Below are 19,259 nucleotides of genomic sequence, written 5' to 3' on the forward strand. Positions count from 1 at the left end.
ACGGGCTATCATAGCAAGCTGTTCAGTCTTGCAGGAGGAGCCGATGGAGTTGCGTGCCACCGCCGTCGAACGAACGGCCCTGGGCCCGGACGACATCGACCGGATGTTCTCGTTGTATGCGGCGTCCTATTGCGACACGGCCCGTGCGCAGTTCGACCGCGACCTCGGCGACAAGACACACTGCATCGTGCTGCGCGACGGCGGCGGCGCGATCCAGGGCTTCTCGACGCTCAGGCAGTACGAGACACGCTGGCGCGACGCATCGATCCGCGTGATCTTTTCCGGCGATACGATCATCGATCCCGCGCATTGGGGCACGCAGCATCTCGCGTTCGCGTGGCTCCGCCACGCGGGCGACGTGTGGCGGCAGGCGCCCGCCGTGCCACTGTACTGGTTCCTGATCTGCAAGGGGCATCGCACCTATCGCTACCTGCGCGCGTTCGCGCGCGACTACGCGCCGCGTGCCGACAACCTGACCGCACCGGCCACGCAGGACCTGATGGATTACCTGGCCGCGAGCCGCTACGGGCACGCGTACGATGCCGCTACCGGCCTGCTGTCGTTCGACACGCCGCAGGGCCGGCTCACGCCCGCGCTCGCGGAGGTGCCGGCCCCGCACCGGCGGCTGGCCGACGTCGACTATTTCCTCGCACGCAACCCCGGCTATGCGCAGGGCGACGAGCTCGTGTGCCTGTGCGAACTGTCGGCGTCGAACCTGCGGCCGCTCGCGCGCCGGCTGTTCGACGGCAGGTGAGCCGCGCATGCGGATCCGACTCGCGCAACCGGCCGACAACGCGCGCATCCTCGATTTCCAGTCCCGCCATGCGATGCAGGGAAGCCTGCCGCTGCGCTTCGATCGCGCGCCCGACTACTTCGCGCTGCATCGCTGCCACGCGCCGCATCACGAGGTCTGGCTCGCGGAGGACGAGCGCGCGTCGTTGAAGGGGCTCGCGAGCCTCGTCGTGCGCGACGGCTATCTCGGCGAACGCGCGCAGCCGGTCGCCTATCTCGGCGACCTGCGGCTGATGCCCGACCGGCGGCTGTCGCGCGAGTGGACCGACTCGGTGCGCGAACGCCTCGCGACGCTGCGCGCCGACGCCGGCGTGCAGCATGCGTATTGCTGCATGATCCGCGACAACCGGCTCGCGGTGCAGTCGTTGGCACGATCGCGGCGCGAGAACCGGCTGCGTTTCGCGCACTGGCACGGCTACGAGAACGTGTCGATCTATGCGCAGCGCGGGCTGTCGGCGGCGCCGCGCAGCGTACCGGGCGTGCGGATCGTCGAGGCGCAGCCGCATCATGCGGACGCACTGCGCGCGTTTCTCGATGCCGAATCGTGCTGCCAGCCGTTTGGCGGCGTATTCTCCGCGGACGAATTCGCGCGGCGGCTCGACACGTGGCCGTCGTTCGGCATCGGCGCGTTCCTGCTGGCGCTCGATGCGCACGACAACCTGCTCGGCTGCGTCGCGCCGTGGGACGCCGGCGATATCAAACGGATCGTGCTCGAACGGCTGCCGTTGCCGCTGCAGGCGGTCCGTGCCGCATTCAATGCGCTCGCGCCCGCATTGCGCCGCCCGCGTATCGCCGCGCCCGGCGAGCCGTTGCGCGACGTCTACCTGACGCACCTGCAGGTGCGCGACCGCGATCCGTCCGTGTTCGCGGCGCTGCTCGATGCCGCGTGGCTGCGCGTGCGCAACAGTCACGCGCTGATGCAGTTGTGCCTGTACGACGGCGATCCGCTCCGGCCGGCGCTTGCGCGCTACTACGCGGCGCGTACGCCGATGGATCTCTATACGCTGTCGACCGGCGAGCCGGCCGCACCGATCGACGGCCTGCTGGCCGGCCGCGTGCCGGGCTTCGAGATCTACCTGGTCTGAGCGCGCGTGACGTGCAGCAGGTCGGCGAGTGCGAGCCAGAAGCGCCCGGCGTCGAAGCCGAGCCCGCCGAGCACGGGCTGGCCGTGGTCGAGCCGCGGCAGGCAGACCTGCGGGATGCCGGCCATCACCTGGTGTTCGAGGTAGAACTGTCCGTCGTGCGCGCAGCCGGGACGATGCCCGTTCAGCCGCCCGTGATGCGAATCGAAGCGCGTGGATGCCTCGACGGACCAGCTCACGCCATGCACGAGATGCAGGTCGCGCGGCAGCGCGGCAAGCATGGCGCCGACGCGCGGATCGCGCCGGCTGCTGATGTCGCGCGTGCCCGCGTCGGCCCAGCGCGTGCGCAGCATGCGGCGTGCGATGCGGTCAGGCCACGGCGCGGCCGCATGCGGCGCGATGCCGTGTCGGAAGATCGTATCGACGATCGCGGACGGGCCGCACGGCGGCTGCATGAGTGCGAGGCCCGCGCAACGCGCGGCCAGCGCCGGATCGCCGACGAGTGCGGCGAGCGTGTCGATGCCGCCCTTGCTGTGCGCGAGCGCGACGAATTCGCCGCCGGTCGGCAGGTGCGTGCGCAGGTACGAACCGATATGCGCGCCCTGATCGAACACGCCGCGCGCGGAGCGCACCGGCACCGTCAGCACGCGATAGCCGGCCGCGCCGAGCGTCTGCCGCGCGCCGCGATTGCAGCCGGGCAGCCATTCCGAATACAGCCCGGCGACGAGCACGACCGTCGTCGTCAGCGGCAGGCGGGCGGTGCGCCGCGTCCAGCCGTCGATGAACGCATCGGTCCGGTCGAGGTTCGCCGCGGCCCGCGCGAACGGCGTTGCCGGATAGTGGCGCCGCCAGTCGTCGAACCCGTCGGGCGTCCACGGCGCGCGCGTCATGCGTGCGACTCCGGTTCGCGTTCGGCGCCGGCCAGGTACGGTGCGAGCGCGGCGCGTGCCGCGCGCAGCGCCGCGTCGCTGTCGAGGCGATCGGGATGGAAGCGCGGCGAGAACCAGCACAGCCACATCGGCATCACGCGCGTGAAGATGCCCGGCGCGACGAACAGCCAGCGCAGCAGTTGCAGCCAGCCGCGCAGGTTCCAGGTCTGCCTGTCGGCGGCGACGAGGCGGTGCACGAAATAGATCAGGTCGATCACGAAGTAGACGGAGATCCCGAGCATGGCCGCGCAGCGCACGACATAGCGCCGCGCCGCGTTCGGCATGGCCGCCGCGAACACGTCGAACGCGACCGTCTTGTGCTCGGTTTCCTCGATGGCATGCCAGCGCCACACGGCCGCCATCGTCGGATCGGCGCCGTCGAGGATCGCCGGGTCGCTCAGCAGCCGGTGCGCGAGGATCGTCGTGTAGTGCTCGAGGCACGCGGTCAGCGCGAGCCGCGTGACGGGCGATACCTGCCGCGCGGCATTGCGCTGGCGTTTTTCGAGCAGCGCTTCGAGCGCGTCGACCGGCACCCGCTGCGACGCGAGGCGCGCGTTGTAGAGCCGGTGCACGCGGATATGCGATGCTTCCTGCCGCACGAACGCATCGACGTCGGCCGCGAGCGCAGTGTCACCGCCAACCTGGTCGCGAAACGGCCGCACGCTTTCGATGAAGAAGCGCTCGCCGAGCGGAAACATCACGGAAAACGCGTCGAAGAAGCGCGTGACATGGCACGCGCCGCGATACCAGAAGCGCGGAATGCGTGCGTCGATCGCGAAGCGCACGTCGCGGGTCGGCATGCGCGACGCGGTGTGGTCGGCGGGCGCGCGGCGAAACGGCCGCATGCTAGTTCCGCCCCGTCGGGGACGGGGCGCGGGCCGTTACCGGCGGCTGACGCATCTGTTGTATCCTCCCGTGCAAACAACCGCCATTCCGAGCCATGAACCGACCGAGCGCGCCAGCCGCTGCCGTGCAGACCCGACGTTACGATCGTGCGAACCTGCTCGTGCTCGCGCTGCAGAGCGCGGTGTGGGCCGGCACGCTCACCTGGCTCTCGCATACCGGCATTGGCGCAATCAAGTGGCTCGCGCTCGTGCCGTTCTGCCTCGTGATGCAGGGCGTGTTCTCGATGATGCACGAAACCTTCCACGGGTTCGGGCATCGCCGGCCGATCGCGAATTATATGATGATGTGGTGGGCGTCCACGATGTTCGGCGCGGCCGCGACGCTCATTCACGTGAACCATCTCGGCCATCACGTGCGCAACCGCACGCGCGCCGAGCGGGCGGATTTCGCGACCGCGGACGAATCGCTGCTGCGCAAGTGCATCGAATACTACGCCGCGATCCTCGGCGGCATCTGGCTCGGCGGTTTCGTCGGCAGCTTCGTGCTCGCACTGGTGCCCGGCCGAACGATGCAGCGGCTCGCCGCGCGCGGCGACGACAACACCTACGCGGCCGCCTTCAAGGAATTCACGACGGCCGACTTCCGACGGATCCGCTACGAAGCGCTCGCGGCAGTCGGTGCATGGCTGCTGGCCGGCTGGCTGCTCGACTGGTCGGTGTCGGCGGTGCTGGTCGCGTATGTCGCGTTCGCGTTCTCGTGGTCGTCGCTGCAGTGGGTGTACCACATGCGCACGCCGCTCGACGTCGTCGAAGGCACGTACAACATGCGCGCGCCGACGCCGGTGCGCTGGCTGTTGCTGAACTTCAACTACAACCTCACGCATCATCGCCGCCCCGCGCTGCGCTGGCAGGACATGCACGCGGTGTCGGACCTGCGCGAGACGCGGCCGCTGTGGTACGGCTGGCTCACGATCTTCGTGCCGCCGCGCCGGCTGCCCGACGATCTCGCGCAACTCGACAAGACCTATTTCTGATGGACGCTTCGGTACGCAGCCCGGTCGACGCATGGCGCACGTTCGCGCGCGCCGCGCGGCCGGACCTCGATCGCTGGCAGGCCGGCCTCGAAGCGCCGGGCGACGCGCAGGCGCGGCGGCTCATGGCGCTGCTCGCCGCGAACCGCGATACGGCGTTCGGCCGCCGGTTCGGCTTCGACCGGATCGATGGCCCCGCGCAGTTCCGTGAGCGCGTGCCCGTGCAGGCGGCCGCCGATTTCCTGCCGTGGCTCGATCGCGTGTCGCACGAAACGGAACCGGTGCTGACCGCCGAGCGCCCGGTGTTCCTCGAACGGACCAGCGGCAGCACCGCGCACCAGAAGCGGATTCCTTATACGCCCGCGTTCCTGCGCGAACTGCAGGCCGCGATGATCGTATGGCTGGCCGACATGTATCGCGCTTGTCCGGCGCTCGGCGAGGGGCGGGCGTACTGGTCGATGTCGCCGCCGCTGCAGGCGCCCGGCGTCGCGCCCAATGGGATTCCGGTCGGCTCGGCGAGCGATCTCGACTACCTCGGCGACAGCAGCGCGGCCGCGCTCGCGTCGACGCTGCTCGTGCCGCCGCTGACCGGCAACGCGGCGACGTGGCGGCGCGAGACGCTGCGCGCGCTCGTCGCGGACGAAGCGCTCGCGTTCATCAGCGTATGGAGCCCGACCTTCCTGACGAGCGTGCTGCGCCCGCTGTTCGATCGCGACGATGCCGACGGCGCATGCGATCTCGCATGGGTCGAGGCGGCGTTGCCGGCCGACCGCCGCTCGGCGCTGCGCGGTGCGATCGGGAATGGCGATTGCCGTGCACTGTGGCCGCGCCTGGCCGCCGTGAGCTGCTGGCTGGACGGCCCGAGCAAGCATTACGCCGACGCGTTGCGCGTGCGGTTTCCGCAGGTGCAATGGCTGCCGAAGGGGCTGTTCGCGACGGAAGGCGTCGCGAGCATTCCGTTCGGCGCCGGTGACGGTTGCCCGCTCGCGATCGGCAGCCACTACCTCGAGTTCGTGCGCGACGACGGCAGCGTGTGCGACGTCGAAGGGCTGCGACCCGGCGACGACGCACAGGTGCTGCTGACCACCGGCGGCGGGCTGTATCGCTATGCGCTCGGCGATCGCGTGCGCGTGGTCGGCATGACCGCGCGCACGCCGCGCATTGCGTTCGTCGGGCGCGCGGCGGCGAGCGCCGATCTCGTCGGCGAGAAGCTCGATGAACGGATTGCGGCCGATGCGCTGAATCGCGCGCGCGGGCAGTACGGCGAAGTCGGCGCGTGCATCGTGCCGTGTGTCGCGAAAGAAGGGCTGCCGCATTACGTGCTGTGCGTCGCTGGCGAAATCGGCGACGACGCGGCCGGCGCCATGTGTGCAGCCGTCGAGACCGGACTGGTGCAGGCGTTCCACTATGCGCACGCACGCCGCCTCGGCCAACTCGGCACGCTGCGCGTGCGACGGCTGGGCCGATCGCCGGAGCGGCTCGGCGACCTGCTGCAACAGGCGGCCGAACGGGCCGGCATCCGTGCGGGCGACGTGAAGCCGTGCGCACTCGTGACGCGGCTGCCGGTGGCCGATGCGCTGCTTGCGATGACGAATGAATGACGCGATGAACGACATGATCGAACCACGCGGATGCGGGCAGGATTGCCCGTCGCGCGATGCGGCGGGCTCGCGCGAGCCTGCACCGCCGGCCGACGGCCTGCACGAGCAATGGTTCGTCGCCTGCACCGAACGCGAACTCCCGCGTGACAAGCCGCTCGGCGTGCGGATCCTCGATACCGGCATCGTGCTGTTCCGGCAACGCGACGGCCGCGTCGCCGCGCTGATCGACCAGTGCGTGCATCGCGGCACGCGGCTATCGGCCGGCAAGGTCGACCGCGACACGCTCGTGTGCCCATATCACGGCTGGCGCTACGACGGCGAAGGTCAGGTCGTCCACGTGCCGAGCATCGACGGCACGCAGCCGATCGGCGCGCCCGGCCGCTATCCGTTCCGGCAGCGCACGCTGCCCGTGCAGTTGCTCGACGGGCTCGTGTGGGTGTATCTCGGCGCGGGCGATCCGTCGGCGCGCGCGATTTTCCGGATGCCGTTTTGCGACGTTGCGCCGTGGCAGTCGTACTTCATGGTGAACACGTTCGACGGCGACATCGCGATGCTCGCGCAGAACTTCATGGACGTGCCGCATACGGTATTCGTGCACGACGGGATCTTCCGCAGCAGCCGTGGCCACGCGATGGAAGCGACGGTCGCGACGACACCGGACAGCGTCGCCGTCACGTATCACGACGGCGACGACAAGATCGGCTTCTGTCTCGACTGGCTCACGAACCCCGATCGCGTGCCGCTCGCGCACGTCGACCGCTTCATCGCGCCGAACGTGACGCGCTGCGACTATCTGTGGGGCGAACGTTCCGGTTTCCTGATCGTCAGCCAGATCACGCCGATCGATGCGCGCCGCTCGCGCGTCTACACGTACATCGCGTATCGCTTCCGGCTGCCGCGCTGGATGTTGCGCGCGCTGCGTCCGCTGCTGAACCTGTACACGCATCTCGTGATCCAGCAGGATGTGCGGATCATGCGCGCGCACCGGCAGGGCCTCGACAACGCGCCGGGCTTCCGTCCGCATAACGTGCGCGCCGACATCGTGCACGTCGCGATCGACCGGCTGCTCGATGCGGTGAAGCGCGACGAGCCGCTGCCGGCCGCGCAGTGCGGCGAAAAGGTGATGCGCTTCGAGCTGTAGGCGCGACGCAGGACGGCTAGCGTGTGGAGCCGGCCTGGCCGGGTGCGGGCGGCGCGAATGCGGCGCCGTCCGTCAGGTAGCGGTGCACGGCCGGCAGATGTTCGAGCGCGAGCGCCGGATACGCGTGATGCACCTGGTGATAGCCGATGTTGCGCGGATACAGCACGAGCTTGCCGATCCAGCCGAACGTCATCGTGCGTGTCATCTGCCAGATCGATTCCGGCGCGCGTTCGTCGATCTCGACGTGCTGGTGTTCGAGCAGCACGCGGTTCGCGTTCATGATGCCGCCGACGATCCACGGCAGTCCGTAGTAAGTGAAGAACGGTAGCTCCCAGTGCACGACGGCCGCAATCGCGAGCAGATAGCCCGCACAATGCGGCAGGTCGGCGCGCGCGCATGCGATGACTTCAGGGTGACGGCGCAGATCCTGGCGCGAGCGGTCCTGCATGAAGCCGCGCGCATACCACGGCCGGAACGCGGGCCACGCGAGCGCAAGCGGCGCCATCAGCGCGCGCAGCGGCCACCAGACCGGTAGCAGCGCGCCGCGCAGCATCATCACGCGCTGCACCCAGCCGCCGCGCGCGGCCAGCCGGTGCAGGTACGGGTCCTCGGCGGTGCCGACCGCACGGTGATGGCGCAGGTGGTGATAGCGCATCGCGGCGATCGACGAACCGATCGTCCAGCCGGCGAGCGCTTCGACGAGCGCAAGCGGCAGCGTCATGCGCCGCATCGGGAGATGGCAGGCATCGTGCAGGATCACGCCGAATGCCTGCAGCCGGCCCGCGATCAGCAACACGGCCGCGACATGGACGAACGGATTCGGCACGAAGCGGATCGCGGCCCAGCACAGCAGGATGCCGAGCCAGTCGATGCACGCATAGCGGACGAGCCGCCACGGCCGCGCGCCGGCTGCGAACGGCAGCGTGCGGTTCAGTTCGGCAGGGGTCGGCAGGGCGGATGGCGTTGGCATTCGATGAGGTCGGGCACACCGGCGACGGCGCGCATGCAGGCGTATCGGTCGGCAATATACACCGGATTCCTCAGACGACGAGCGGCCGCATTCAACGCGCGGCGCAGGGCTTGCCGAACCATCGCGCTGCAGCGTGAGCGGCTTCGTCGGCGTTTGCAGCATCGTCACCGGCCCACGCGACGACACCGTCGGGCCGCACGAGCACGGCGCGCAATCCCAACCGGTCTTTCGCATCGCAGGCGAGATAGGCGATCCGGTCGCGCCAGCGATTGGCGAGCGCCTGAAACGGCCTTCCGCCATCGAAGTCCAGCAGCACACCTTTGCCGTGCGTGACGTGTTCGCCGAGCCGGGTTCCGTCGGCCAGTTCGAAGTCGGGAACGCTGCGCCCCACGAGCGGATGGCCGCCGCCGAGATCGTACACAACGGACATCCCCCATACACGCTCGGCGAAGTAAGTCGCGCCGTCGCGGGTGTCGACCAGGTCGCGGACGATCGCCTCGAGCGCGCGCGAACTCCGGGCCGGCCGCATCAACGCGACCTGCGCGCGCGACCAGTCGAGTACGCTGGCACCCACCGGATGCCGCTCGTCCGTATAGCTGTCGAGCAGGCTGGCCGGCGCGTCGCCGCGAATCGTGGCGGCCAGCTTCCAGCCGAGATTCATCGCGTCGCCGATCCCAAGGTTGAGCCCCTGGCCGCCGAGCGGCGAGTGGATGTGCGCGGCGTCGCCCGCGAGCAGCACGCGGCCGTTGCGATAGGTGCGCGCCTGGTGCGCGCGGTCCGTCCACGTGGTGGCGAGCCGCAGCGCCGTCAGCGTGACGCCGGTGCCGGACACGCGACGCAACACCGCCTGCGCATGGTCGAGCGCGACCGGCCCGCGCCGGTGGAACGCGCCGCCGTCGAATTCGACCATCGAGATGGTGCCGGGCGGCGTATACGTGTACATGCCGGTGGCGGTGTAGTGACGGCCGGGCGCCAGCGTGCCGGGATCGGCGAGTTCGACCTCGATCGTGTAGCCGGTGAATTCGGGATCGGTGCCGGCGAACGTGAAGCCGCCGGCCTTGCGGACCGTGCTGCGGCCGCCGTCGCAGCCGACGAGCCAGCGTCCGCGCCACGCGTTGCCGCTTGCGTGCAGCGTGACCGCATCGTCATCGTCCGACTGGTCGAAGCCGTCGACGCGGATGCCGCGCCGGATCTCGACGCCCGTCGCGCTCGCGCGGGCGGCCAACGCGGTTTCGACGCGTTCGAGTTCGGTCGGCATGGTGGTGCCGGCCGGGCCGGGCAGGCGGTACGGCCATCGGGATGTATCGATGCGGTCATGGAAGAACGGGATGCCGGCGAAATGGCCGCCCGGACGGCGCGATTGCTTCATCCAGTGCGCGGTGTCGAATGTACCGGGCGGCATCGTGATGTCGTCGAGCAGGCCACGACGATAGAACGCTTCGAGGGTGGGCGCCGACAAGCCGCGCATGCCGAACGGCAGCCGCTTCAGCGGAGAGGCCGGATCGCCGGCCTGCTCGACCACCAGTACCGACAGGCCGGCAACGCGCAACTCGCACGCGAGAAAGAGGCCGACAGGGCCGGCGCCGGCAATCAGGACATCATGGGTGACGGGCTGGGTCATCGAGGGCTCGGTTTCCGGCCAGGGCGGGCCGATGTCGGTAAGAACGGCGGCACCTGACAGCGGGCGTGCGCCAGGAATGGGAATAGTGTGGAACGCCGTTCCATTGCGAGATATTGGAACGTTGTTCCAGGTGTGTCAAGCTACCGCGCATGACAACCCGGAACCGAACCGAGCGACGCGCCGACGCGCTGTCGAAAGAGCGGATCGTCGATGCCGCGATCGACATCCTGGACAACGACGGCGAAGGCGCACTGACGTTTCGCACGCTTGCCGCGCACCTGGCGACCGGAAGCGGCGCGATCTACTGGCATGTCGCCGACAAGCACGACCTGCTCGCGGCGGCCGCGGATCGGGTGATCGCGGACGCGATGGCGGACGAGTCGACGACGCCTGACGGCGATGCGGCGGAGGCGATCCGTCGCGTCGCGTTGCGTCTGTTCGATGCGTTCCGCGCACATCCGTGGGTGGGCGCGCAGTTGTTCCGCGCGCCGTGGCAGGACGCGGTGCTGCGGATTCTCGAAAGCGTCGGCGGACACCTGCAGGCGCTGGGCGTGCCGGAGCCCGCGCAATTCAACGCGGCATCCGCGCTGATGCACTACATCTTCGGGCTGGCCGGCCAGTACGCGGCCGGCGCCCGCCTGCATCCGCGCGATCCGGCGCAGCCGGAGATCGTTGCGGCCGTCGCCGACCGGTGGACGCAACTCGATCCCGCGGACTATCCGTTCGTGCGCAAGGTGGCGGCGCAACTGGCCGCGCACGACGAGCGCGAGCAGTTCGTGGCCGGCGTCGACCTCATCCTGAAAGGGATCGGAACGGCCCGGTAGGTGTTATGCCGCGGGCCGATTTGCGTCAAGCCGCCGGCCTGTCACGCTCGCGCGTACGCTGGTTTACTCGATCAGCCGCAGCGCGTCCGCGAGCGACAGCACCGTCGTGCGCGATTCGAAAGCGGTGGAGAACAGGTGCTCGTGGACCACCGGGTCCGGGTCGTAACAGCAGTCCTTGACCGTGTACAGGCGGAAGTCCGCGTCGCTCGCGTGGGCGAGCGACGACAGCATGACGCCCGTCGACGCGATGCCGACCATGATCAGCGAATCGACACCCTGTTCAACTAGCCGCGCCTGCAGATCGGTGCCGAAGAACACGCTGGCGCGGTGCGCAACGATCAGCGGCTCGTCGGGCTGCCGGCCGAGTTCCGGCGACGGGCCGTCGTCGACGAAGAGGCCGAGCTGCTTGATGCCCTGGCCGTTCTTGTTGCGCGGGCTGATTTCCGGATAGCCGGGGCTGAACCGGAGGTTCGCGAACCAGACGCCGATGCCGCTTGCCCGGGCCGCATCGCAGAGCCGGCGCGTATTGGCGAGCAACCCGGGCGCGACGGACGGGAAGAGGCCGAGGATGTCGGTCTGGTAATGCATGACGAGCAGCGCGGTGCTTGACGGCACGATGGCGGGAATCGGCGCGGCTGGGTTGTCGCCAGGAGTCGTGCGGGTTGCCGTTGCGATATCCGGTGCGTTTTGCCGAGTCATGAACGAGAGTCTCCGATTGCGCGCGGGGAATTTCAGCGTTCCCGATTTGTACCGGAAAATCGGGGTGCTTGCCGATGCGATTTTCGTAGGGGCGTTTTGCCGCGTCGCGCGGCCATCCCCGCCAAACCGGCGCCACGTCCCTGCGCCGCCGCAATATACTGGCGTGCGCTTTATCGACCCACGGTCGTTCGCGGTCGTGCGATGCCCATGTCGATGGTCGGCCGCGATTGGTCGCCAGTGCCGACCTGCCGTTTTCGTGCGGAGCGTGCCCGAAGCGGCAATGCCCGGCGCGATGCCATTTCCTGTCACGTTGCGCCAACACGAGCTACACGTCATGCCAGTTACCGGATTCAGTCACTACAATTTGCAGGCGGATCGGCAGACACTCGATTCGCTTCGCGATTTCTACGTCGACATCGTCGGCTTGCGGGAAGGGTTTCGTCCGCCGTTCGAGCGCTTCGGGTATTGGTTGTATGCGGGCACGCAGGCCGTGCTGCATCTGTCGGAAGCGCGGCCGGGCGAGTCGCGCCCGTCAAACGTTGCCAATACGTTCGATCATGCTGCGTTCTCCTGTGCGGACGCCGACGAAATGGCGCGTCATCTGACCGACGCCAACGTGGCGTTCACGCGTGCCCACGTTCCGCTCACCGGCCAGATCCAGATTTTCTTCCGCGATCCGGCAGGCAATGGCGTCGAGCTGAATTTCGCGCCGGCCGAGTGAGCGAGCCGAGAACCATGACAAGGCGCCACGACGGCGCTCGACGTCGAGGAAGGGGATTTCATGGCAGTGGTACCTATCGTTTTCGGGCCGCAAGGCGCCGGCAAGTCGACTTACGCGCGGACGCTCGCGGCCTCGTCCGATGCGACGCGTTTCTCGATCGACGAGTGGATGGCGCAGCTGTACGGCCCGGACCTTCCGAGCCCGATCGAATTGAACTGGCTCATGGCGCGCGTGCAGCGTTGCGAGCGTCAAATCTGGGGCACGGCCGAACAGATCGCGAAAAATGGCGGGAACGTCGTTCTGGATCTCGGTTTCATGAAGGCGCGAAATCGTTCGGCGTTTGCCGAACGCGCCCGGGACGCCGGCATTTCGAGTGAACTGCACTTTGTCACCGCGCCGCATGACATTCGTCGCGGTCGTGTCCTGACCAGGAATACGGAACAGGGCGAAACGTTTTCGTTCGAGGTATCGCCTGCCATGTTCGACTTCATGGAAAAGGAATTCGAAGTGCCGACGGATATCGAACTCGCGTCCGCAACCGTGTTCCATTCTCACGGCACGGCTGCATGATCGTGCGATCGGGTCGGCGCTTGCGGGTCGGTGCAGGCCGCTGAGCGGCAAGGGCCAGAGCCGGCGGAACGTGCCGATTCCCAGTGCGCGAAATCGGCAGCGGGCAAAACCGGGCCCGGATGCTCGCGGCTCGTGGCCTCGTGTCAGGATCAGGGTGATCCCGGCGGCATTCCGGCAATACCAACTCGCATCACGGTATTCATTTATTTAAAATCAATCCGCTCATGTATTGATTCAAATCGCGAAAATCCTTGACTGTCCAGGGGTGCGGTGGCAGTTTTACGCCATTTTCTCGCAACGTTTTTGGAATCAGGTCCCCGTTTGGACGAAGTATTACTGACGAGACAATAACGCCCGGATAATCGTTGAGTCGTTTTTTGAAGGCGGGCGTCGTAAGATCGGGCGTGGGCGGGTTGCTTTTATTGGCCAATGGTCCTGTTCCTCTGGCATCTGCTCCGTGGCACATGGCGCATCTCGCCAGGAAGATCTTTTTCCCGTTGTCGCTGTCCGCGAAGGCGGGTGATGTTTGCGCAAGCAATGACATTCCTAATAATGAAGCGACGAGGACTATTTTCATTTTTCGTGGTCTCGTTGTGTGAACCGGTGCATGTCTCGGTGGGGTCGATTGCTGCCGAATGGCGAGTTCTCCATTGAGCGCGCCGATATTCACCTGCCGGCATTGCGCCAGATGAGGCACGCCCAACTCTGCCGCCTCAAAAAAACGACCTTCCCGAATAAGTCGTCAACCATTCCAGCGCCAGCGTGCCTGCGCTACGACTATATGAACGCGCATGGGATGCCTTCGGTATCACCGGGACGGGTGGGTGGTACGCGATCGTCGACGCGGCGGATCGGCCAGATTCGGTCATCCGGCTCCCATTCGAGGATCAATATACAATCGTGGCATCCGTTGATGTACCGCCGGAAACAAGCAATGAATTTCACGCCGGATTTCCTTTCGTTGGTGACCCGATGCGGGACCGCTACCCGATACTACGCGATTTGCGCCGAGCATCCTTTGCGACTCGAAGCGCATCTGTCGCCTGTGCGAGCCGCTGAAATCGTCGCGGCAGCGCGCGGCCGAATGCACCTTTCCAAGCTCCCGGGCCCCGGTACGGTCTTGCAATTGCATGACCTGTCGCCCGGCGTGATGCTTCGATTCATCCTCCAGGGGCGACGCAGCGTCGAAACCGACTTCTCCATTCAATTCGATGCAGGAATGGAGCGAGGAACGCTTGCCGTGCTGGCGCACGCGGCAGCATTGCATTCGGGCGCAGAGCCGCACCGACCACCCTATCCGCGTCCCGAATTTCATTCAACGGACGAACTTCTCGCTATTTTCCAGAAGTTGGGAATGCTCGTGAACGACCTTGCCAGACAGCAACGATGACTAACAACTCGACCTCTCCGCATAGCCCGCCAACCATCTAAACGCCAGCGTGCAGTCGCTCCGACGATACGAACTGACATGGGGGCGTTTGCACCATCCTTAATGTCTGCCATAGAGCTTAAGACTTCCATCCTGCTCCCGTGACACCATAATCTCTTCCCCGCGCGGCAGTTCGTAGTGGCCCACAAGTTGGTCGACTGCCGAGATACAGGTAAATCGCTGGAACGTGTCGAATTCAAATGGCCCTGCGTCACATTCAATGCCGAAAATCTTCCACGAGCGGGGCAACTCTCCTGAAATCGACTCCGCGACAGTGCCGTCGATAGCGAGTGCTTTGACGTGGGTTCCAGCAGGCAGATCAAGCTCGCGGTGCCGGAATCTGGAGGCGAGCGTACACTCCACGGTGTCCAAAAGCTTTTCGTAGTCGAAGGGAGCGTGTTTCTTGTCCTGTGTAAATGGGCCGGGAGCACATTCGATTCCTCCGAGCAAGGCTGGTTTGGCAAGCGTCCCCCGAGCAAGGTAGCTCGTATTGTCGTCGGCACGGGACACGTCGAAGTCCCCGCTCGCGGTCAGACCCAGAAGCGGCGTGTTCGACGGGACGGTGCCGCTTCGGACCGGATGTGGCGCATTGACATCCAGGACAACTGTTGAGCCCGGTGGGAACGTCATCCCGTCAAATACTGTTGCTCGTGTGACGTGGTGGGTGTACCAGGCGCTTATCGCATGGTCATAGCCGTCGGAAATTGCACGATTGTTCAAAAGCGCGACAACTTGCACGAACACCAGGCTGCAGAGAAAGACGACGCCGCGTCTCCAGACTTTGCGCGCGCGGAAGCTACCCTTCAACCCGAAGGCCATTACGATCAGTGTGAGCGGTGCGGTGACGGCAAGCGTCAACAAAAGCAGAATCGCCAACGGCGATATTCCGTACAACGCCATTCGTGAGTCTCCGTTTGGTCAGTTTCCGCCGCGGTCTGCGTATCTACGTCGCTTGGAATGCCGACGGCGCGACTTATGCGATCGAATCAGTCAATTCTGACTTCGCCATCTAAAAAATCGATCGCCCCGAATAAGTCGTCAACCATTCCAGCGCCAGCGTCCCCGCCAGCGAGTTCCCGTTCGCATCGAGCCCCGGCGCCCACACGCACACGGCCATCTCGCCGGGCAGCACCGCGACGATCCCGCCGCCGACGCCGCTTTTCGCGGGCAGCCCGACGCGATACACGAAATCGCCGGCCGCATCGTAGGTGCCGCAGGTCAGCATCAGCGCCGACAGCCTTTTCGCGGAACTCGAATCGACGATCCGCTCGCCGGTGACCGGCGCGACGCCGCCGTTCGCAAGGAACAGCGCGGCGCGCGCCAGCTCGACGCAGTTCATCGTGATCGCGCACTGGCGGCAGTACGCGTCGATCACCGTGTCGGGCGGCATCTGCATGTTGCCGAAGCTCGCCATGAAGTGCGCCATCGCGCGGTTGCGCTCCGCGTGCTGCAGCTCCGATTGCGCGACGCGCGAATCGTAGTCGATGTCGTTCGTGCCGATCAGCCGCCGCACGAATTCGACGAGCGCCGTTTCGGCCCGCACGAAGCGGCGGCACAGCACGTCGGTGACGACCAGCGCGCCGGCGTTGATGAACGGGTTGCGCGGCTTGCCGCGCTCGCTTTCGAGCTGCACCAGCGAATTGAACGCGGTGCCGGACGGCTCGCGGCCGACCCGCTCCCACAGCGCGTCGCCCAGCAGCTGGAACGCGAGCGTGCACGCGAACAGCTTCGAGATGCTCTGGATCGAGAAGCGCTCGTATGCGTCGCCCACCGTGCAAACGTTTCCGTCCAGCGTCACGACGGCCATCCCGAACTTGTCGGCGGGCACTTTCGCGAGCTCGGGAATGTAGTCGGCAACCCGTCCCCGGCCAATCCAGGGGGTGAGTTCGGTGTGGATGCGTTCGAGGATAGTCTGGTAATTCATCGAGTCAGGCGGGTAGGTAAGCGGCCAGGATTCAAGCGAGCCCGTATGGAACCGTCCCGGCGCCGATTCGTCAAGCGCGGACGATATCGCGCCCTTATTCTCAAGACCTCTGAACAGGCAGTCTGCGGGCGCAGTATCATGCGGTACGTTTCGGCCAATGGCCGGCGTCCGGCACCGGCCGGCGCCGCCGCGGCTTCCCCGATGACCCGACCGCTGCCCATGTCTTTTCGCATCCTGCTCGTCGAAGACGACACCCGCCTGTCCACGCTGATCGCCGGCTACCTGCGCAAGAACGACTATGAAGTCGACACTGTGCTGCATGGTGACGCCGCGGTGCCGGCGATCCTGTCCATTCGTCCCGATCTCGTCATTCTCGACGTGAACCTGCCGGGCAAGGACGGCTTCGAAATCTGCCGCGAGGCGCGCAAGCAGTACGACGGCGTGATCATCATGGTGACGGCGCGCGACGAGCCGTTCGACGAACTGCTCGGCCTCGAGTTCGGCGCGGACGACTACGTCCACAAGCCGGTCGAGCCGCGCATCCTGCTCGCGCGGATCAAGGCCCAACTGCGCCGTGCGCCCGCGCGCGCGGCCGAGAGCACCGCGCCGCAGCCCGAGCGCTATGCGTTCGGCAAGTTCTCGATCGACCGCACCGACCGCTCCGTCGTGCTGCCCGACGGCAGCACGCCCGACCTGACGTCGGCCGAATTCGACCTGTTGTGGGCGCTCGTGTGCCACGCGGGCGAAGTCGTCAGCCGCGACGACCTGATGCTGCAGTTGCGCGGCGTCGAGTTCGACGGCCTCGACCGCACGATCGACGGGCGCATCTCGAAGCTGCGCCGCAAGCTGCGCGACGACGCGAGCAACCCGCAGCGGATCAAGACGATCCGCAGCAAGGGCTATCAATTCAGCAAGCACGCGTGGGAATGACGCGGCGTTCGTACGACGCCGTCACGTTTCGCGCGGGCATTCCACCCGCCGGCCGGGAGCCGAGATGATCCGACGAACCCGTTCGCACCCCGATGCGCCGCCGCTGCCGACGCTGCGCTACGTCAAATGGCGCTGGCTGCATTTCCGCCGCGCGTGGACCGATACGCGCGCCGATCGCATCCCGAGCTGGTCGCGCCTTTACGTGCGCACCTACCTGCATCTGCTGGGCCTCGTGCTGCTGACCGCGCTCGTGCCGGCGCTCGCGCTGTGCGTCGAATTGTCGCCGCAGGTCGTGTGGCATGCGTTCGATTCGCTGCCCGGCGACATCTGGATCGTGCTCGTGTTCGTGTTCGCTGCACCCGCGCTCGCGGCGTACCGGTGGATGCGGCCCGTGTGGTCGGATCTCGTGATGGTGCGCGAGCGCGCGATCGATTTCACGGGCGGGCGCTTCAACACGCGCGCGCGCGAATCGCACAGCGTGATCATCGGCCCGCTCGCGCGGACGCTGAATGCGCTCGCGATGCGCATGGAACGGCTGATCGCCGCGCAGCGCGATCTGACGAACGGCATCTCGCACGAGCTGCGCACGCCGCTCGCGCGCGTGCGTTTCGCGCTCGAAATGCTGCGCGAACCGGGTTCCGCGGCCGAATACCAGGGCGCGCTCGAGAGCATCGCGCAGGACGTGACCGAGCTTGAAGAGCTGATCGACATGAGCCTCACGTATGCGCGGCTCGAATACAGCTCGCTGCAGTCGAACCTCGAGATGACGGCCCCCGTCGCGTGGTTCGAGCATCAGGTCAACGATGCGCAGCTGCTGTATCCGGAGCGCGCGATCGAATCGCGCATCGCGATCGCGTCGGATCTGCGCGTGAAGATGGACCGGCGGCTGATGTCGTATGCGATGCGCAACCTGTTGCGCAACGCGAGCAAGTACGCGAAATCGCGGATCGTCGTCGGGATCTCGCTGGTGCACGGCAATATCGGGATCTTCGTCGAGGACGACGGCCCCGGCGTGCCGGAGAGCGAACGCGAGCGGATCTTCGACGCATTCGTACGCCTCGACCGCCGCACCGGCGGCTATGGCCTCGGCCTGTCGATCACGCGGCAGGTGCTCCATGCGCACAACGGCCGGATCGCGGTCGTCGATCCCGTCGAACTCGGCGGCGCGCGCTTCGAGATCAGCTGGCCGGTCTAGCGAGACGCCGCACGGGCGTCGAGCCTCGACAGTCACGACAGCACGACGGCGCCCAGCCGCGCGCGCCGGATTCGAGCGCGTCGCCGGCCATTCACGCCGTACCTTTCCCGTATCGACTCCTTCCCGCACGGCAATCGCGTGACGATTCGTTTGCCGCGCGTGCGCGCTTTGCATTACGATTGCAATTGCAACTATATGGGCGGGCCGATCCATGACAATGAAGACGTGCGGCCCGCGACGCAGCAGTGAAGCCGGGGCCGCCACGCCGGCTGCCCCGTTGATCATGCAGTCCTGTCCGGGTTACCCATCATGCGGCTTTTGAATATCGTGTCTTCTCCTCGCGGCGCCAGGTCGGCTTCGATCGCGGTTGCCAATGCCTTTGTCGATGCGTACCGGGAGACGGGCGCCGCGATCGACGTCGATACGCTGAATGTCTGGGAAGAAGACTTGCCGGATTTTGGCAGCGACGCGATCGGCGCCAAGTACAAGGGCGTCGCAAACGCGCCGATGGATGAGGCCGAGCAGTCGATCTGGCGGCGAATCCAGTCGCTCGTGAAGCGTTTTCAGGAGGCGGACCGGATCGTCGTCGGCGTGCCGATGTGGAATTTCGGCTATCCATACAAGCTCAAGCAACTGATCGATCTCGTCAGCCAGCGGAACATGCTGTTTTCGTTCGACGGCAACGCATACGCGCCGCTGCTGGAGATTCCGCGCGCGCTGGTGATCCATGTTCGCGGGCAAAGCCGCGAAACCGGCGCGGGCGCCGACAACCCCGGGTTCCGGCATCAGGCCGACTACATCGAATTCTGGTTGAGGTTCATCGGCGTGCGCGAGGTCAGAAGCCTGACCGTCGAACACACGTGGAGTGCGCGGGCAAGCGACAGCATCGAGCGGGCGCAAGCCCGCGCGGTCGCGATGGCGGCGGAGTTCTGATCCGGGCGGGCGGCGCGACGCA

20 protein-coding genes are annotated in these 19,259 nt (G+C 66.7%); 12 read left to right on the forward strand and 8 right to left on the reverse strand.

Annotated features, from left to right (window positions below; translation table 11 throughout):
* Nucleotides 1–43: 43 nt before the first annotated feature.
* Together ACPTTC_RS21880 and ACPTTC_RS21885 are read left to right on the forward strand one after the other, a co-directional pair.
* The gene (locus ACPTTC_RS21880; protein WP_423393875.1) at nt 44–754 is read left to right on the forward strand and encodes a hypothetical protein; all 711 of its coding nucleotides are present in this window, start codon (nt 44–46) and stop codon (nt 752–754) included.
* A 7-nt stretch (nt 755–761) separates the two neighbouring features.
* Nucleotides 762–1,877 (forward strand): hypothetical protein, encoded by a 1,116-nt coding sequence (locus tag ACPTTC_RS21885; RefSeq protein WP_423393876.1) that lies wholly within the window; start codon nt 762–764, stop codon nt 1,875–1,877.
* On the opposite strand, the gene ACPTTC_RS21890 is transcribed toward ACPTTC_RS21885, so the two are convergent.
* Complete coding sequence (locus ACPTTC_RS21890) at nt 1,865–2,764, reverse strand: hypothetical protein (protein WP_423393877.1); 900 nt, start codon at nt 2,762–2,764, stop codon at nt 1,865–1,867. The two genes, ACPTTC_RS21885 and ACPTTC_RS21890, sit on opposite strands and share 13 nt — an antisense overlap.
* On the reverse strand, nt 2,761–3,648 hold the full coding sequence (locus tag ACPTTC_RS21895) for a metal-dependent hydrolase (RefSeq protein ID WP_423393878.1): 888 nt from the start codon (nt 3,646–3,648) through the stop codon (nt 2,761–2,763). Before ACPTTC_RS21895 ends, ACPTTC_RS21890 begins: the two co-directional genes overlap by 4 nt.
* Nucleotides 3,649–3,743: 95 nt before the next feature.
* Here ACPTTC_RS21895 and ACPTTC_RS21900 point away from each other — a divergent pair, with 95 nt between their 5' ends.
* The 3 genes from ACPTTC_RS21900 to ACPTTC_RS21910 are packed head-to-tail and all read left to right on the forward strand — an operon-like array spanning nt 3,744 to nt 7,421.
* The gene (locus ACPTTC_RS21900) at nt 3,744–4,682 is read left to right on the forward strand and encodes a fatty acid desaturase family protein (protein WP_423393879.1); all 939 of its coding nucleotides are present in this window, start codon (nt 3,744–3,746) and stop codon (nt 4,680–4,682) included.
* The gene (locus ACPTTC_RS21905; protein ID WP_423393880.1) at nt 4,682–6,280 is read left to right on the forward strand and encodes a GH3 family domain-containing protein; all 1,599 of its coding nucleotides are present in this window, start codon (nt 4,682–4,684) and stop codon (nt 6,278–6,280) included. The genes ACPTTC_RS21900 and ACPTTC_RS21905 overlap by 1 nt, the downstream gene beginning before the upstream one ends.
* A 4-nt stretch (nt 6,281–6,284) precedes the next feature.
* On the forward strand, nt 6,285–7,421 hold the full coding sequence (locus ACPTTC_RS21910) for a Rieske 2Fe-2S domain-containing protein (protein WP_423393881.1): 1,137 nt from the start codon (nt 6,285–6,287) through the stop codon (nt 7,419–7,421).
* Nucleotides 7,422–7,437: 16 nt separating this feature from the next.
* Here ACPTTC_RS21910 and ACPTTC_RS21915 read toward each other — a convergent pair whose 3' ends face one another.
* Both ACPTTC_RS21915 and ACPTTC_RS21920 read right to left on the reverse strand, forming a co-directional pair.
* The gene (locus ACPTTC_RS21915) at nt 7,438–8,391 is read right to left on the reverse strand and encodes a fatty acid desaturase family protein (protein ID WP_423393882.1); all 954 of its coding nucleotides are present in this window, start codon (nt 8,389–8,391) and stop codon (nt 7,438–7,440) included.
* 91 nt (nt 8,392–8,482) lie between these two features.
* Nucleotides 8,483–10,012, reverse strand: a complete 1,530-nt coding sequence (locus ACPTTC_RS21920) for an FAD-dependent monooxygenase (protein WP_423393883.1) — start codon at nt 10,010–10,012, stop codon at nt 8,483–8,485.
* Between the two features lie 149 nt (nt 10,013–10,161).
* On the opposite strand from ACPTTC_RS21920, the gene ACPTTC_RS21925 reads away from it, so the two are divergent.
* Nucleotides 10,162–10,836, forward strand: coding sequence for a TetR/AcrR family transcriptional regulator (locus tag ACPTTC_RS21925; RefSeq protein ID WP_423393884.1), 675 nt, complete (start codon nt 10,162–10,164; stop codon nt 10,834–10,836).
* Between the two features lie 63 nt (nt 10,837–10,899).
* On the opposite strand, the gene ACPTTC_RS21930 is transcribed toward ACPTTC_RS21925, so the two are convergent.
* Nucleotides 10,900–11,535, reverse strand: coding sequence for a cysteine hydrolase family protein (locus ACPTTC_RS21930; protein ID WP_423393885.1), 636 nt, complete (start codon nt 11,533–11,535; stop codon nt 10,900–10,902).
* 334 nt (nt 11,536–11,869) lie between these two features.
* Between ACPTTC_RS21930 and ACPTTC_RS21935 the strand changes: the two genes are divergently transcribed.
* Together ACPTTC_RS21935 and ACPTTC_RS21940 are read left to right on the forward strand one after the other, a co-directional pair.
* Complete coding sequence (locus tag ACPTTC_RS21935; protein ID WP_423395697.1) at nt 11,870–12,256, forward strand: VOC family protein; 387 nt, start codon at nt 11,870–11,872, stop codon at nt 12,254–12,256.
* Between the two features lie 60 nt (nt 12,257–12,316).
* Nucleotides 12,317–12,826 carry an AAA family ATPase gene (locus tag ACPTTC_RS21940; RefSeq protein WP_423393886.1) on the forward strand — a complete coding sequence of 170 codons (510 nt, stop codon included), beginning with the start codon at nt 12,317–12,319 and terminating at the stop codon, nt 12,824–12,826.
* A 199-nt stretch (nt 12,827–13,025) separates the two neighbouring features.
* Here the strand turns inward: ACPTTC_RS21940 and ACPTTC_RS21945 are convergent, their stop codons facing one another.
* The gene (locus ACPTTC_RS21945) at nt 13,026–13,403 is read right to left on the reverse strand and encodes a cytochrome c (protein ID WP_423393887.1); all 378 of its coding nucleotides are present in this window, start codon (nt 13,401–13,403) and stop codon (nt 13,026–13,028) included.
* Nucleotides 13,404–13,760: 357 nt separating this feature from the next.
* On the opposite strand from ACPTTC_RS21945, the gene ACPTTC_RS21950 reads away from it, so the two are divergent.
* The gene (locus tag ACPTTC_RS21950) at nt 13,761–14,216 is read left to right on the forward strand and encodes a hypothetical protein (RefSeq protein WP_423393888.1); all 456 of its coding nucleotides are present in this window, start codon (nt 13,761–13,763) and stop codon (nt 14,214–14,216) included.
* A gap of 99 nt (nt 14,217–14,315) precedes the next feature.
* Here ACPTTC_RS21950 and ACPTTC_RS21955 read toward each other — a convergent pair whose 3' ends face one another.
* Both ACPTTC_RS21955 and ACPTTC_RS21960 read right to left on the reverse strand, forming a co-directional pair.
* Entirely contained in the window at nt 14,316–15,155 is an 840-nt protein-coding gene (locus ACPTTC_RS21955) for a hypothetical protein (protein WP_423393889.1), read from the reverse strand.
* Between the two features lie 109 nt (nt 15,156–15,264).
* Entirely contained in the window at nt 15,265–16,179 is a 915-nt protein-coding gene (locus ACPTTC_RS21960) for a glutaminase (protein WP_226195914.1), read from the reverse strand.
* A 219-nt stretch (nt 16,180–16,398) separates the two neighbouring features.
* Between ACPTTC_RS21960 and ACPTTC_RS21965 the strand changes: the two genes are divergently transcribed.
* From ACPTTC_RS21965 to ACPTTC_RS21975, 3 genes are all read left to right on the forward strand, one after another.
* Nucleotides 16,399–17,109, forward strand: a complete 711-nt coding sequence (locus ACPTTC_RS21965) for a response regulator (RefSeq protein WP_166961862.1) — start codon at nt 16,399–16,401, stop codon at nt 17,107–17,109.
* A gap of 64 nt (nt 17,110–17,173) precedes the next feature.
* Nucleotides 17,174–18,304, forward strand: a complete 1,131-nt coding sequence (locus tag ACPTTC_RS21970; RefSeq protein WP_175015217.1) for an ATP-binding protein — start codon at nt 17,174–17,176, stop codon at nt 18,302–18,304.
* A 309-nt stretch (nt 18,305–18,613) separates the two neighbouring features.
* A complete protein-coding gene (locus ACPTTC_RS21975; protein ID WP_423393890.1) occupies nt 18,614–19,237 on the forward strand; it encodes an FMN-dependent NADH-azoreductase in 624 nt (207 codons plus the stop codon).
* Nucleotides 19,238–19,259 lie beyond the last annotated feature (22 nt).

The sequence above is a fragment of the Burkholderia mycopellens genome (assembly GCF_964265025.1).
Lineage (GTDB): Bacteria > Pseudomonadota > Gammaproteobacteria > Burkholderiales > Burkholderiaceae > Burkholderia.

What these genes read in the sequence shown, in the direction of transcription:
- ACPTTC_RS21950 (WP_423393888.1), top strand. Translation starts at nt 13,761, where the DNA reads ATGAATTTCACGCCGGATTTCCTTTCGTTGGTGACCCGATGCGGGACC.
- ACPTTC_RS21885 (WP_423393876.1), top strand. Translation starts at nt 762, where the DNA reads ATGCGGATCCGACTCGCGCAACCGGCCGACAACGCGCGCATCCTCGAT.
- ACPTTC_RS21945 (WP_423393887.1), bottom strand. Translation starts at nt 13,403, where the DNA reads ATGAAAATAGTCCTCGTCGCTTCATTATTAGGAATGTCATTGCTTGCG.
- ACPTTC_RS21880 (WP_423393875.1), top strand. Translation starts at nt 44, where the DNA reads ATGGAGTTGCGTGCCACCGCCGTCGAACGAACGGCCCTGGGCCCGGAC.
- ACPTTC_RS21955 (WP_423393889.1), bottom strand. Translation starts at nt 15,155, where the DNA reads ATGGCGTTGTACGGAATATCGCCGTTGGCGATTCTGCTTTTGTTGACG.
- ACPTTC_RS21915 (WP_423393882.1), bottom strand. Translation starts at nt 8,391, where the DNA reads ATGCCAACGCCATCCGCCCTGCCGACCCCTGCCGAACTGAACCGCACG.
- ACPTTC_RS21965 (WP_166961862.1), top strand. Translation starts at nt 16,399, where the DNA reads ATGTCTTTTCGCATCCTGCTCGTCGAAGACGACACCCGCCTGTCCACG.
- ACPTTC_RS21895 (WP_423393878.1), bottom strand. Translation starts at nt 3,648, where the DNA reads ATGCGGCCGTTTCGCCGCGCGCCCGCCGACCACACCGCGTCGCGCATG.
- ACPTTC_RS21960 (WP_226195914.1), bottom strand. Translation starts at nt 16,179, where the DNA reads ATGAATTACCAGACTATCCTCGAACGCATCCACACCGAACTCACCCCC.
- ACPTTC_RS21970 (WP_175015217.1), top strand. Translation starts at nt 17,174, where the DNA reads ATGATCCGACGAACCCGTTCGCACCCCGATGCGCCGCCGCTGCCGACG.
- ACPTTC_RS21905 (WP_423393880.1), top strand. Translation starts at nt 4,682, where the DNA reads ATGGACGCTTCGGTACGCAGCCCGGTCGACGCATGGCGCACGTTCGCG.
- ACPTTC_RS21920 (WP_423393883.1), bottom strand. Translation starts at nt 10,012, where the DNA reads ATGACCCAGCCCGTCACCCATGATGTCCTGATTGCCGGCGCCGGCCCT.
- ACPTTC_RS21975 (WP_423393890.1), top strand. Translation starts at nt 18,614, where the DNA reads ATGCGGCTTTTGAATATCGTGTCTTCTCCTCGCGGCGCCAGGTCGGCT.
- ACPTTC_RS21900 (WP_423393879.1), top strand. Translation starts at nt 3,744, where the DNA reads ATGAACCGACCGAGCGCGCCAGCCGCTGCCGTGCAGACCCGACGTTAC.
- ACPTTC_RS21935 (WP_423395697.1), top strand. Translation starts at nt 11,870, where the DNA reads ATGCCAGTTACCGGATTCAGTCACTACAATTTGCAGGCGGATCGGCAG.
- ACPTTC_RS21890 (WP_423393877.1), bottom strand. Translation starts at nt 2,764, where the DNA reads ATGACGCGCGCGCCGTGGACGCCCGACGGGTTCGACGACTGGCGGCGC.
- ACPTTC_RS21940 (WP_423393886.1), top strand. Translation starts at nt 12,317, where the DNA reads ATGGCAGTGGTACCTATCGTTTTCGGGCCGCAAGGCGCCGGCAAGTCG.
- ACPTTC_RS21930 (WP_423393885.1), bottom strand. Translation starts at nt 11,535, where the DNA reads ATGACTCGGCAAAACGCACCGGATATCGCAACGGCAACCCGCACGACT.
- ACPTTC_RS21910 (WP_423393881.1), top strand. Translation starts at nt 6,285, where the DNA reads ATGAACGACATGATCGAACCACGCGGATGCGGGCAGGATTGCCCGTCG.
- ACPTTC_RS21925 (WP_423393884.1), top strand. Translation starts at nt 10,162, where the DNA reads ATGACAACCCGGAACCGAACCGAGCGACGCGCCGACGCGCTGTCGAAA.